Here is a 12,669-nt window from a genome sequence, read left to right as displayed (position 1 = left end):
GATTATGTTTAATTTTTCTTTAAAAGTTTTGTTTTTAATTTTATTTAGTACCTCTTTACATGCTGAAACTATTCCAACAGTAGATGATCTTAATAAAGAACTTCCACAATTACCTCAACAACAAGAGGAACAAACTTTAATTGAGCCCAAAACTGATATTGAGCAAGTTAACCAAAATCAGCTTTTAAAAATTTTAGTTACAGATATTTTATTTGATGGAAATATTAAATATTCAAGTGAGGAATTAAAAAAAAGTATAGAAAATTTTATTTCTCAAGAACTTAACTATGATGATTTACTTAATGTAACCAACATTATATCAAACTATTATAGAACAAGAGGTTTTCTAGCTACAGCCTATTTGCCAGAACAAAACATTAATGAAGGAATAATAATTATTAAGATTGTAGAGGGTAAATTAGGTAAAATTGTAATTGACACAGGGTCATCTGAAATAAATCTATCAAAAAAAAGAATTAAAAGATTTATTAATAACAAATTAGAAAAAGAATCTGTTTTAAACATAGGTCAGTTAGATAAAAATATTAGACAAATTAATAGTTTATATGGAATAAATGCTGTGGCCGAACTTCAAGAAGGAGAAAACTTTGGTGAAACAGATATTAAAATTCAAATATTTAATACACCAATGTTTTCAGGATCTACAATTACAAATAATCATGGATCCAGATCATCAGGAACTGGAAGATTATCAAACTCAATTAATATAGATGGCCTTTTTAATCTTGGAGAACGATTTATTTTTTCTAGCACAATGACGGGAGATGTTTTGAATGAAGATCAGTATGAAAAATCTAATTACTATGCCTTAAGTGCAATTTTTCCATTGGGTTATAATGGTCTACAGTCAACATTTAGAACATCAAAAATGGAATATAAATTGTCTGATCCATTTGATTCAACCAAACCATCTGGTTATTCAACTGAATATAATGTTACTTTAAGCAAGAAATTAATTGAAACTTTAACATTTAATCTAAATTCCTCTTTATCACTTTCAAGAAATGACTATGTCAATAATCTCAATACTGGAAATAATAGTGATAAAGACACCACAAAAGCTTTGCTAAATGTGGGGTTTGATAAAACAGATAATGCATTTGGTGGGGGTGTAAATTTTGGTTCCATATCTTTTTCACTAGGAGAGGTTGATTTAACAGATAATCAAACAAATTTTGAAACTGATCAAACCACCACTGATACCAATGGAAGAAATTTAAAGAGTAATTTGATTTTAAATAGATTGCAAAATTTAAATCAAAAAACAAATTTATTAATTAAATTTAATGGTCAATATTCAGCAGATAATCTTGATGGGTCTGATCAATTTTCACTTGGTGGAGTTAATGGTGTTAGAGCGTATCCATCCAGTGAGGCATCTGGTGATTTAGGCTTTGTTACAAACTTAGAGCTTAAGAGAAATTTTGATAAATTTGAAGGTACACTTTTTTATGATTATGGAAAAATAAAACTTCATAAACATCTTTATGAAAATTGGAATTCAACAAATACAAAGCTAAAAAATAATTATATCTTAAGAGGCTGGGGTTTTGCTTTAGATGCTACAATATTTAAAGATATTAATTTTAATGCGACTTATGCTTTTACAATTGGTAATAACCCTGGCTCAGATACAGAAACTAAAGATGTAGATGGACTTACAAAAGGAAATCGTGCATATTTTAATTTAACGAAAAATTATTAATGAAAACTATATATCTTTTAATTTTTGTATTTGTATCAACTTTTGTAATAGCTGAAGAATTACCGCCAAAAGTAATCACTCAGCAATATGAAAATTGGACATATCAATGCATAGAAAGCACTGATAAAAAAAATTGTGAAGTTTCACAATCAGTTAGAATACAAAATTCTAATATTAATTTTTCAATTATTTATTCAAAATTTACTAATTCAAAAAACCAACCGAATAAAATAATTACAATAATTTCACCCCTAGGAATAGATTTGCAAAGTAATTTACAATTAAAATTTGATGATAACGAAATGATAGAATTAAAATGGGCAAATTGTGAGAGTTTTGGATGTTTAGTTTTATTAACAACAGATACCGAAATAAAAGATGAGCAGGCTCAATATGATAAGGTTTATGAAAGTTTAATAAAAAGTCAAAAACTATTAATGTCGGTTAAAAGTTTTTCTAATAAACAAGTAATTAATATCGACACAAACCTTGCTGGTTTTTCTAAAGCTTCGAAACAACTAGATCTGGTTAAACTTATTAATTAATATACTTTAACAATTGAGGAAAAAATTTTTAAAGAAAGTAGCTACACCTCAGGCTTCTTTAATCTTGTTTAGTATTAGCTAATTCCATCACCTAGACACCTGATTTAAAGTTTGGTAGGGTTTGAATATACACCTATTAATTATAGTGGTTAGTAATTAACTATTTAAGGAGGTTGAATTTAAATGAAACTGAACGGTATCTATACAGCTTTAATTACACCATTTAATGACGACTATTCAATCAATGAAAAAGCTTACGCTGAAGTTATCAATAAAATTATTGAAGAAGGTGTTCATGGAATTGTTGTGGCTGGATCTACTGGAGAAAACTACGCCCAAACCTTAGAGGAAAGACTTTATTTATTAAAACTGAGTTCAGAAATTATAGATAAGAGGGTAACCTTTATTGCTGGTACGGGTGGGGTAATTAGAACAGAAGACTCGATTTTAATTGCACAATCAGTAAAATCTAATGGTGCAGATGCTATAATGATATCATCACCACCTTACGCTGTACCAACCAGTAAAGAGAATGCAATTAATGCACTTGCAATCGAGCAATCAGTCAATCTTCCTGTTTTGCTTTATAATTATCCAGGTCGTACCTCAGTAAATATGGATGAAGAATTTTTAAACCTTGTTAGTCAATCAAAAAATTTTTTTGGAATAAAAGAAAGCTCAGGTGAAATGGATAGAATTGATTATCTAATTAAGAAATACCCAAACATAGCATTATGTTGTGGAATGGATGACCAAGCTTATGAATACTTTCAAGCGGGTGTTAAAAGCTGGGTTTGTGCTGGTAGTAACTTTTCAGCTACTGCTCACATTGCTTTATGGAAAGCATGTGCTGTTGAAAATGACTTTGCTAAAGGCAAAAAGATTTGGGATGCTATGTTGCCATTGATGAAAAATTTAGAGCAGGGGGGTAAATTTGTTCAATCAATAAAATATGGAGTTACAATAAAAGGAATTAACGCAGGCATACCTCGTCTGCCATTACAGCAATTAAATGAAATTGAAAAAAAAGAATTTGAAAATATCATTAACACTATGAATAATACCATTAAGGAAATTGGATAATGTCTAATACTCGAGTTGCAAAAAGATTGCCTCGGGATCCAGGACCTCCAGCTTGGCGAAGTATTATTCCAGATCAACCCAGATATCCAAAATTAGAAAATAAAATCATAACTGATTGGCTTATAGTTGGTGGTGGCTTTGCAGGATTATCTGCTGCAAGGAGATTATGTCAAATTACAAACACAGATAAGATCGCATTAATAGAAGCCTCAGAAATTGCAGCTGGACCTGCAGGTAGAAATTCAGGTTTTATGATTGATCTACCTCATGAACTTGGCTCAGGTTCTTACCAAGATAAAATAGCAGTTGATCAAAAACATATTAAATTAAATAGACAGGCACTACAATTTGCTAAAGATGCTGCTGAAGAATATTCAATGCCTACTGAAGCGGTAGAACCTAGTGGACGTATTAATGGTGCTGTAAATATTAATGGTGAAAAGCATAACAAAGAATATGCTCTGCATTTAGATCAACTTGGTGAACAACATAAAAACTTATCATCTTTTGAGATGGAGAAAATTACTGGTTCAACTTTTTATAAAAGTGGGCTTTTTTTACCAGGCTGTCTTATGCTTCAACCGGCTCTTTATATAAGTAAATTGGCTAATGGTATTTCACAATCTAATGGAAATAAATTTTCAATCTATGAGCATAGCCCAGCAATAGAGATTAAAAAAAATAACGATAGTTGGGAAATAAAAACCCCAACAGGTTCAGTTATTACAAAAAAAATTATTATGGCTGTAAACGGTCATGCTGAATCGTTTGGTTTTTTTGAAAAAAGATTAATGCATGTGTTTACCTACGCATCTATGACTAAAAAACTAACTAAAGATCAACTAACAAAACTTGGAGGTGAAAAAAAATGGGGTGTTACTCCTTCAAATCCAATGGGATCAACGGTTAGAAAAATTACTGGGATTAATGGGGATAGAATTGTAATACGTAATCGTTGGACCTTTGATCCATCGATGGAAGTTTCAGAGCAAAGAGTAAGTAAATTTGGCAATGATCAAGATAAAAGCTTTAATGATAGATTTCCAATGTTGTCAGATGTTGAAATGGAATATAGATGGGCTGGAAGGTTATGTTTGTCATTAAACTCAGTGCCAGCTTTTGGTGAAGTAGATAAAAATATTTTTTCAGCTTGTTGTCAAAATGGTATTGGTACTGCAAAAGGCACTTTAGCAGGAATTGGTGCAGTAGATTTAGCAACGAACACAGATTCAGCTATCGTTAATGATATGAAATCCTACGATGCACCAAAAAAATTACCTCCTAAACCTATTTCTTACTTAGGGGCTAATGCTATTATTAAGTGGCGTGAACTTAAAGCTGGAAAAGAATTATAAAACATTAATAGCCACTCCTCAGGCTTCTTTAATCCTGTTTACTATTAACTAATTCCATCACCTAGACACCTGATTAGAATGCTCGTTTTGGGCACACATCATATTTATAATATTACTCTTTATAGATATCAACTGATCATGAAAAAAATTATTATATTTTTACTAAGTATTTTATTTATGAGCATTACATCTCAAGCACATTCATATGATGATAGCAGATGGTGGAAATGTTATGGCGAAATGACTAAAGCACATAAAGCAAGAGGATTACATGAATCTAATAGAGAACTTTCTATAAGAATAAAAGAGACAGTCTGTAAAGCATATGCTGAAGGTGAAGAGTTAAATTACGAAGGTAAACAATAAATATTTTTAGGGCTTGATAATAAACAAGAATAATAAATTATGTCTTTAAAAATTACTCAATCAAATCAAGAAGATTACATTCTTAGAGATTGTGCATTTGACGATAAAAAAGATTCACTTATCATTGGGACCAAAATTTTTGGTATGGGCACAGAATATGAAATTCCATGTGATGACGTAATTGAATTTAAAGTATTGGATGAAGATTCTAAACCTATTCAAGAAACCAGTTCTTTAGGAAAAGCAGGTGGTGCGGTAGTAGGAGGTTTACTTACTGGTGGTGCTGGAGCTATTGTTGGAGCTATGATTTCTGGTAATAAAACAAAAAAGGATATTAAAATCAATTTAGGTTTTAAACTTAAAAATAAAGATTGGTTTGTTTTAACATTAGCAGAAGATGACAAGAACAGTATGGGAGCGACACTGATGCAAGCTGTTGTTACAGTAATTATTAAAAGATTTGCAACTAAATCAGAAGCACCTTTTTAAATGAAAAAAATATTTCCTATTATTGGGCATGTGTTTTTGGGAGTAATACTACTAGTATTTTTCGGTGTAGTATCTTTGATGTTTATTGATTCGCAACAAGAACATTATTTATGGATCTCTTTAGCTCTAAGTATTGTTTTATCAATAGTAATACCAATTAGAAGATACAAAAAAGCTATCAAAAATAAAGAGCATCTAAGTCTAGAAGTAAATAATATTGAAAGTTTAAAAAATGAGTTAAACCAACTTTCTCAGGATGATCCTAATAAGAAAACAAAAGAGGAAGAATTAAAAAAGTTAGAAAACCAATTTAAAAAAGATCAAAAAAATAAGGATATAAAAAAAGAATTTTTTAGAAATATAACCCTGATAATAATTGTTACCATATTAGCGTTTGGTTTTTTAATGTGGTTTTTTTCAGGAGATGATCCAGCTGAAAATAAAGATCTGGATTCATATTTAAAAAAGGATACTAGTTCAAAAACAACTATTAATGAATCTGGGCGAAAAGCTTTAGTGCAACGTTGGAACGATCCAGGATATACTGAAGCTAGTTTTCCACAAAAAGATTCCTTTTGGATATTTATTAAAAGCCCACCAAATCCAGCTGATGTTTATGCGACAATGGCATGTAAAATTGCAAAATCAGAATATAACGTAAAAGGTTTTACAATAACTATTTGGGATTTTGATAAAGTAAAGTATGGCAAGGCTAGATGTTATTAATATGAAAAAACTTTTAGGGATCGTGGTTCTAGGTTAAACGACTACTTGATCTGTCCACAGTCTGACTGCACTATGACTGCACTATACGTTTAAATATAGTTAAATTTTAATTTAGCAAAAATAATTAGTGTTGATTTTATTGAGTTTATCCAAATAAAGCAAAGTAAGAGAGTTGTAAGGGCGTTCTGTTACCCCGTGTCATAAACTTGGCTCACCAGATCCTTTCTTAAAAAAAAGGATAGGACGTATTATTAGAAATAGAGACGGTACATGAAGTTAACTGAGACTACCGTTAAGATAATAACTAATAAGTATAGGGATATATAGTCTTTTGGAGTTAACATGATTTATAAATACTCTTATTGTTAGCTACTAGCTAGCTTCTTTTTAGGATCATAAAAAGGTTTTTCAGCAACAGTTGCTTTAATGATTTTGTCATTCATATTAACATCAAGCACTGTTCCAATTTCTGAATTGTTAATTGTAACCATTGCAAGAGCAATGTTTTGTTTTAATCTTGGTGAATAAACTGCAGAAGTAATTTTACCAATAACTTCATTGTCTTTTTTGATTTCCCAAAAAGTAGTGTTAGGTCCAGTTAAAGGTTCACAGTCTAAAATCACACCAACTTGTTTTCTTTTAACACCATCAGTCTTTATTTTTTGTAAAGCTTCTTTTCCAATAAAGTTTATATCGGTATCAAGGTTAACAAGTCTTCCTAGATTTAGTTCATAAGGGTTAGTATTTATATCAGCATCAGCATGATAAGATAACATTCCACCTTCAATACGTCTTATTGATGATGTATGACCTGGTTTTAATCCATGAGGTTTGCCAGCTGCCATTATCTTTTCCCAAAGTTGGTCCCCCTTAGAGCCATCTCTTAAATATAATTCATAACCTAATTCACTTGACCAACCTGTTCGAGAGACTATTAAAGGGATACCATCTAAATCTAATTCACGTAACCAATAATATTTAAGATCATTAATACTTTCACCAAATAAAGCCTCCATAATTTTTCCTGAGTTTGGTCCTTGTAATTGAAGAGGGGAGACATCAGGTTCGATAATTTTAACATCAAGGTTTGAATTTACTGCAACACCTTGTGCCCATAATAAAATATCACTATCAGCGAGTGATAACCAATAATGGTTTTCTTTTAGTCTTAACAAAACTGGATCGTTTAAAATTCCACCATCATTATTTAATATTAAAACATATTTACATTGTCCAACTGCAAGCTTTGATAAGTCCCTTGGTGTTAATAGTTGAATAAATTTTGTAGCATCGGGTCCTGTGATTTCTACTTGTCGCTCCACTGCAACATCACATAAAATTGCTTCATTAACTAAATTCCAAAAGTTTTGTTCAGGAGATCCAAAGTCACGAGGAATGTACATGTGATTATAAACTGAAAAACCAGTTGCACCCCATTTAACAGTTGAGTTAAAGTAAGGAGACTTTCTAATTTGAGTTCCAAAACCAAAGTTTTTCTTATCTTCCATTTTGAAAACCTATTAATTATTTGATTATTTGAAAAGCTTTTTTTTACTTTTCGCACTCAATTGTCGCAAATGCTGTTAGTTGTTGAATCTCATCTGGCTCTTTACTAAAGACTTCATCCATCTCTTCGTTATTAAATTTTGCACTTAATTTATCAACTGTGCACTGACAGTATATTTTGGCCCCATCTGCACCAATATATGCTTTAGAGTTAGTGTAACAACCAATATACAATTCCTTCTCATAATCAGGGCTTAAAGCATGACTTTTAGAGGTAAAAAGAAAGATAAAGATTAGTAAATATTTATATTTTTTGATCATATTCACCGACTTTGCCGGTTTTTTGTAAAAGATCATCAATGAAATCAAAGATCTTTTTCTTTCTCTCATCTGATGTCGGGCTTTCAGTTACAATTACTAATGATGGCTTATTTGATGAAGCTCTAATTAATCCCCACGAACCATCTTTAAAAGAAAATCTGATACCATTAACAGTTAAGACTTCACTAATCTCTTGGCCGTCAATCTTAGTTTTATTATCTTTAATTACATTTACTTGCTTAACCAAATCTTCAACCACTTGATATTTCTCTTCATCTTTACAAAAAGGTGCCATTGTTGGAGTTTGAAAGGTATTAGGTAATTCTTTTATAATTTCATTCATAGATTTATTTTGATTATCTAATAAGTGACACACATGAATTGCTGAATTAATTCCATCATCATAACCAAAACCCAATGGTTGGTTAAAGAAAAAGTGCCCACTTTTCTCAAATCCAGCTAATGCTTTTTCAGTATTAACTTTTCTTTTAATGTGTGAGTGACCTGTCTTCCAATAAATAGTTTCACAGTCATTGTCTGCTAAGACTTCATCAGTTGCGTACAATCCAGTTGATTTTACATCAACGATAAATTTTGAGCCTTTATGAGTTTTAGATAAATTTCTTGCAATCAATAAACCAATTTTATCTGAAAATATTTCATCTCCAGTATTATCAATTACACCAACTCTATCGCCATCACCATCAAAACCAAAACCAATATCAGCGTTATTATCTTTTACAGCTTTTGCTATTGCGTGTAACATCTCTAAATCTTCAGGGTTTGGATTATATTTTGGAAAAGTCCAATCAAGATCACAATCGAGTTCTATTACTTCACAACCAATTCCTCTTAAAATTTCAGGTGCAAATATTCCGGCAGTTCCATTACCACATGCAACAACTGCTTTAATTTTATTTTTGATTTTATTTTTATTTATTAAATCATTTTTATAAATTTGTTGAAAACCTTCTATTTGTTTTTCACTACCTTCACCTTTAATAAAATTTTCATTTAAAGTAATCTCTTTTAATTCTTTCATCTCTTCTGGTGCATGGGTTAAACCTTTTTTGATACCCATTTTAACTCCGGTCCAACCATTTTCATTGTGACTAGCGGTTACCATTGCAACAGCATCAGCATCTAAATTAAATTGTGCAAAATAAACAGTAGGGGATAGAGATAAACCTATGTCTTCAATATTACATCCAGTTGAAAGTAGTCCTTTTTTAAGTGCAGTTTTAATTTCTTCACTGTAAGATCTATAATCATGACCAACAATTACTCTTGGGTTGGTTTTTTTTGTATGTTTTATAATTTGAGTGCCTAAACCTTTGCCTAGATTCTCTATTCCGAGTTGATTTATATCCTTCTCATATAGCCACCTTGCGTCGTACTCTCTGAAGCCATATGGATCTATTTTTAAATTTGTTGTCATTGTTAACCTTTCTTACATTCATTTTATTTTTTTATTGATAATTTTTTTATATGTTCTATAAATGTTCTGTTGATTAATGATTTATATGGTGTATCAATGCTTTCAGCATACAACATGTAGTTGTTTTGTAAAAATAAATTAAAAAAAACATAAAATATGAACAAAATACTATCACAGGCACTTAAGAAAGCTGTCTCCGAATATAGCCCAGATAATAGAGAGCTTTCAAAAAACAAAGGACCAGATTTATTTTCACTTAGTAATGACACAGAACTTTTTCAAAATGAAAAAGGTATCATTATTAAAATTGATAGATCAAGAGATAGTAAATTAACAGACTTTGGTAAAGCAACTTTAAAAGATAGATACTTAGGTCACAACGAATCTTACCAAGATTTGTTTGCCCGTGTTGCAAGTTCATACGCAGATGACAATTTACATGCACAAAGAATTTATAACTATATTAGTAATTTATGGTTCATGCCAGCAACTCCAGTTTTATCAAATGGTGGAACTAAAAGAGGTTTACCAATTTCATGTTTTTTAAACGAAGCATCAGACAGCTTAAACGGAATACTTGATCTATGGAGTGAGAATGTTTGGTTAGCTGCTAAAGGTGGTGGGATTGGAAGTTACTGGGGTAACCTTAGATCTATTGGAGAAAAAATTGGTAAAGTTGGAAAGACATCAGGCATTATTCCTTTTATTAAAGTAATGGACTCGTTAACAATGGCGATTAGCCAAGGTTCATTAAGAAGAGGATCTGCTGCATGTTATCTTCCAATTGAGCATCCTGAAATTGAAGAATTTATTGAAATGAGAAGACCTACAGGTGGTGACCCAAATAGAAAAGCCTTAAACCTTCATCATGGTGTTTTAGTATCAGATGCATTTATGAGAGCTGTTGAAACAGATGAGCAGTGGGCATTAAAAAGTCCTGCTGATGGAACTGTACAACAAACTATTTCTGCAAGAAATTTATGGATTAGATTATTAACAGCAAGAATTGAAACAGGTGAACCTTATATTATTTATATCGATACAGTTAACAGGCAAATTCCACAACACCATAAGTTAGCAAATCTAACTGTTAAAACATCTAACCTTTGTAGTGAGATAACACTGCCTACTGGAATAGATAAAAATGGAAGAGATAGAACTGCTGTTTGTTGTTTATCATCTTTAAACTTAGAAAAGTATGATGAATGGAAAGACGATAACGTTATGATTAATGATGTTATGAGATTTTTAGATAACGTATTAACAGATTTTATTGAAAGAGCTCCAGAGCAATTTGATGATGCAAAATATTCTGCTGAAAAAGAAAGAAGTGTTGGCCTAGGTGTTATGGGTTTCCATTCTTATTTACAGCAACACAGTATCCCACTTGAGTCAGTTATGAGTAAAGCTTGGAATAAAAAAATATTCAAACATATTCAAGAACATGTTGATCAAGCCTCAAAAGATTTAGCTGATGAAAGAGGACCATGTCCAGATGCTGCTGATTATGGTTTTAATGAAAGGTTTTCTAACAAAACTGCTATTGCACCCACAGCTTCTATTTCTATCATATGTGGTGGAGCATCCCCTGGAGTAGAGCCGGTTGCAGCAAATAGTTACACGCATAAAACTCTTTCAGGTTCATTTAATGTTAGAAATAGATACTTAGTAGAATTACTAGAAAAACATGGAAAAAATACTGATGATGTTTGGTCTGGTATTACAACAAATCAAGGGTCTGTTTCTCATTTAGATTTTTTAACTGATTTAGAAAAAGATGTTTTCAAAACTGCTTTTGAATTGGATCAAAAATGGATTATTGAATTAAGCGGAGATAGAACACCTTTTATATCTCAAGCTCAATCAATTAACTTATTTGTACCGGCAGATATTCATAAAAGAGAACTACATAAAATTCATTTTGATGCTTGGAAAAAAGGTTTAAAGAGCCTTTATTACTGTAGATCAAAATCAATTCAACGTGCGGAAAATGTTAACGACACTAAAGCAACAGATGTTACCGCAAACGTTTACAAATCAAAACCACAAACAACTGAACAACCAGAATACGAGGAGTGCTTATCATGTCAGTAGAGAAAATGAATACTAAAATTATCCAACCACCAAAAGAAGAAATAGTTCAACCAAAAAAAATGGGACTATTAGTTGAAAATCCAGTTTATAAACCATTTAGATATCCATGGTGTTATGATGCTTGGTTAACTCAACAAAGAATTCACTGGTTACCAGAGGAAGTGCCACTTGGTGATGATGTTAGAGATTGGCAGAAAAATTTAACTCAATCTGAAAAGAATTTATTAACACAAATTTTTAGATTTTTTACTCAAGCTGATGTTGAAGTACAAAATTGTTATTTAAGACATTATACAACTGTATTCAAACCTACAGAAGTTCTAATGATGATGACTGCATTTGCTTCAATGGAAACAGTTCACATAGCTGCATACTCTCATTTACTTGATACGATTGGAATGCCTGAGTCAGAATATTCTGCATTCATGAAATATAAAGAGATGAAAGATAAATACGACTACATGCAAAATTTTGACATGAGTTCAAAAAAAGATATTGCATTAACAGTAGCTGTATTTAGTGCGTTTACTGAAGGTCTACAATTGTTTGCAAGTTTTGCAATCTTACTTAACTTCCCAAGACATAATAAAATGAAAGGGATGGGCCAAATCGTTACTTGGTCAGTAAGAGATGAAACGTTGCACTGTAATTCTATGATTAGATTGTTTAAAGAGTTCATTCATGAGAACCCAGAAATCTGGACTCCTGAATTAAAAGCAGAACTTTATAAAGCATGTAGAACAATCATAGAGCACGAAGATGCTTTCATTGATTTAGCTTTTGAAATGGGTCCTATGGAAGGTCTTACAGCGCAAGATGTGAAACTTTATATAAGATTTATTGCTAACAGAAGATTATCTCAGCTTGGATTAGAACCAATTTATGATGTGGATAAAAATCCACTTACTTGGTTAGATTCAATGTTGAATGCAGTTGAACACATGAACTTCTTTGAAGGTCGTTCTACTGAATATTCTAAAGCATCAACTCAGGGAACTTGGACAGAAGCTTTTAGTTAAT

At 31.3% G+C, this 12,669-nt stretch carries 12 protein-coding genes; 9 read left to right on the top strand and 3 right to left on the bottom strand.

Annotated features, from left to right (window positions below; genetic code table 11):
• The first annotated feature begins 4 nt into the window (after positions 1 to 4).
• The 7 genes from ABXT52_RS04080 to ABXT52_RS04050 all read left to right on the top strand — a co-directional run bounded on the left by ABXT52_RS04080 (position 5) and on the right by ABXT52_RS04050 (position 6,290).
• Positions 5 to 1,726 carry a ShlB/FhaC/HecB family hemolysin secretion/activation protein gene (locus tag ABXT52_RS04080; protein ID WP_415271315.1) on the top strand — a complete coding sequence of 574 codons (1,722 nt, stop codon included), beginning with the start codon at positions 5 to 7 and terminating at the stop codon, positions 1,724 to 1,726.
• On the top strand, positions 1,726 to 2,271 hold the full coding sequence (locus tag ABXT52_RS04075) for an invasion associated locus B family protein (protein WP_415271314.1): 546 nt from the start codon (positions 1,726 to 1,728) through the stop codon (positions 2,269 to 2,271). Before ABXT52_RS04080 ends, ABXT52_RS04075 begins: the two co-directional genes overlap by 1 nt.
• 183 nt (positions 2,272 to 2,454) lie before the next feature.
• Positions 2,455 to 3,354 carry a dihydrodipicolinate synthase family protein gene (locus ABXT52_RS04070; protein WP_415271313.1) on the top strand — a complete coding sequence of 300 codons (900 nt, stop codon included), beginning with the start codon at positions 2,455 to 2,457 and terminating at the stop codon, positions 3,352 to 3,354.
• The gene (locus tag ABXT52_RS04065) at positions 3,354 to 4,709 is read left to right on the top strand and encodes an NAD(P)/FAD-dependent oxidoreductase (RefSeq protein ID WP_415271312.1); all 1,356 of its coding nucleotides are present in this window, start codon (positions 3,354 to 3,356) and stop codon (positions 4,707 to 4,709) included. The genes ABXT52_RS04070 and ABXT52_RS04065 overlap by 1 nt, the downstream gene beginning before the upstream one ends.
• Positions 4,710 to 4,847: 138 nt before the next feature.
• On the top strand, positions 4,848 to 5,075 hold the full coding sequence (locus ABXT52_RS04060) for a hypothetical protein (protein ID WP_415271311.1): 228 nt from the start codon (positions 4,848 to 4,850) through the stop codon (positions 5,073 to 5,075).
• Positions 5,076 to 5,114: 39 nt separating this feature from the next.
• Complete coding sequence (locus tag ABXT52_RS04055; RefSeq protein ID WP_415271310.1) at positions 5,115 to 5,564, top strand: hypothetical protein; 450 nt, start codon at positions 5,115 to 5,117, stop codon at positions 5,562 to 5,564.
• Complete coding sequence (locus ABXT52_RS04050; RefSeq protein WP_415271309.1) at positions 5,565 to 6,290, top strand: hypothetical protein; 726 nt, start codon at positions 5,565 to 5,567, stop codon at positions 6,288 to 6,290.
• Between the two features lie 365 nt (positions 6,291 to 6,655).
• Here ABXT52_RS04050 and ABXT52_RS04045 read toward each other — a convergent pair whose 3' ends face one another.
• From ABXT52_RS04045 to ABXT52_RS04035, 3 genes are read right to left on the bottom strand one after another with little or no spacing between them, the layout of a single operon-like run.
• Positions 6,656 to 7,798, bottom strand: coding sequence for a glycine cleavage T C-terminal barrel domain-containing protein (locus tag ABXT52_RS04045; RefSeq protein WP_415271308.1), 1,143 nt, complete (start codon positions 7,796 to 7,798; stop codon positions 6,656 to 6,658).
• A gap of 43 nt (positions 7,799 to 7,841) precedes the next feature.
• Positions 7,842 to 8,117, bottom strand: coding sequence for a hypothetical protein (locus ABXT52_RS04040; protein ID WP_415271307.1), 276 nt, complete (start codon positions 8,115 to 8,117; stop codon positions 7,842 to 7,844).
• Positions 8,101 to 9,555, bottom strand: coding sequence for a phosphomannomutase/phosphoglucomutase (locus ABXT52_RS04035; RefSeq protein ID WP_415271306.1), 1,455 nt, complete (start codon positions 9,553 to 9,555; stop codon positions 8,101 to 8,103). Before ABXT52_RS04035 ends, ABXT52_RS04040 begins: the two co-directional genes overlap by 17 nt.
• 156 nt (positions 9,556 to 9,711) lie before the next feature.
• On the opposite strand from ABXT52_RS04035, the gene ABXT52_RS04030 reads away from it, so the two are divergent.
• Together ABXT52_RS04030 and ABXT52_RS04025 are read left to right on the top strand one after the other, a co-directional pair.
• The gene (locus ABXT52_RS04030) at positions 9,712 to 11,649 is read left to right on the top strand and encodes a ribonucleoside-diphosphate reductase subunit alpha (protein ID WP_415271305.1); all 1,938 of its coding nucleotides are present in this window, start codon (positions 9,712 to 9,714) and stop codon (positions 11,647 to 11,649) included.
• A 5-nt stretch (positions 11,650 to 11,654) separates the two neighbouring features.
• The gene (locus tag ABXT52_RS04025; RefSeq protein ID WP_415272520.1) at positions 11,655 to 12,668 is read left to right on the top strand and encodes a ribonucleotide-diphosphate reductase subunit beta; all 1,014 of its coding nucleotides are present in this window, start codon (positions 11,655 to 11,657) and stop codon (positions 12,666 to 12,668) included.
• Position 12,669: the final 1 nt, after the last annotated feature.

It is taken from the genome of Candidatus Pelagibacter sp. Uisw_121, from assembly GCF_047722545.1.
In the GTDB taxonomy this organism is placed as follows: domain Bacteria; phylum Pseudomonadota; class Alphaproteobacteria; order Pelagibacterales; family Pelagibacteraceae; genus Pelagibacter.
This window is presented reverse-complemented; position numbering and strand designations above follow the sequence as displayed.

Coding starts and splice junctions, on each gene's coding strand:
- ABXT52_RS04080 (WP_415271315.1), top strand. CDS start 5: ATGTTTAATTTTTCTTTAAAAGTTTTGTTTTTAATTTTATTTAGTACC.
- ABXT52_RS04075 (WP_415271314.1), top strand. CDS start 1,726: ATGAAAACTATATATCTTTTAATTTTTGTATTTGTATCAACTTTTGTA.
- ABXT52_RS04070 (WP_415271313.1), top strand. CDS start 2,455: ATGAAACTGAACGGTATCTATACAGCTTTAATTACACCATTTAATGAC.
- ABXT52_RS04065 (WP_415271312.1), top strand. CDS start 3,354: ATGTCTAATACTCGAGTTGCAAAAAGATTGCCTCGGGATCCAGGACCT.
- ABXT52_RS04060 (WP_415271311.1), top strand. CDS start 4,848: ATGAAAAAAATTATTATATTTTTACTAAGTATTTTATTTATGAGCATT.
- ABXT52_RS04055 (WP_415271310.1), top strand. CDS start 5,115: ATGTCTTTAAAAATTACTCAATCAAATCAAGAAGATTACATTCTTAGA.
- ABXT52_RS04050 (WP_415271309.1), top strand. CDS start 5,565: ATGAAAAAAATATTTCCTATTATTGGGCATGTGTTTTTGGGAGTAATA.
- ABXT52_RS04045 (WP_415271308.1), bottom strand. CDS start 7,798: ATGGAAGATAAGAAAAACTTTGGTTTTGGAACTCAAATTAGAAAGTCT.
- ABXT52_RS04040 (WP_415271307.1), bottom strand. CDS start 8,117: ATGATCAAAAAATATAAATATTTACTAATCTTTATCTTTCTTTTTACC.
- ABXT52_RS04035 (WP_415271306.1), bottom strand. CDS start 9,555: ATGACAACAAATTTAAAAATAGATCCATATGGCTTCAGAGAGTACGAC.
- ABXT52_RS04030 (WP_415271305.1), top strand. CDS start 9,712: ATGAACAAAATACTATCACAGGCACTTAAGAAAGCTGTCTCCGAATAT.
- ABXT52_RS04025 (WP_415272520.1), top strand. CDS start 11,655: ATGAATACTAAAATTATCCAACCACCAAAAGAAGAAATAGTTCAACCA.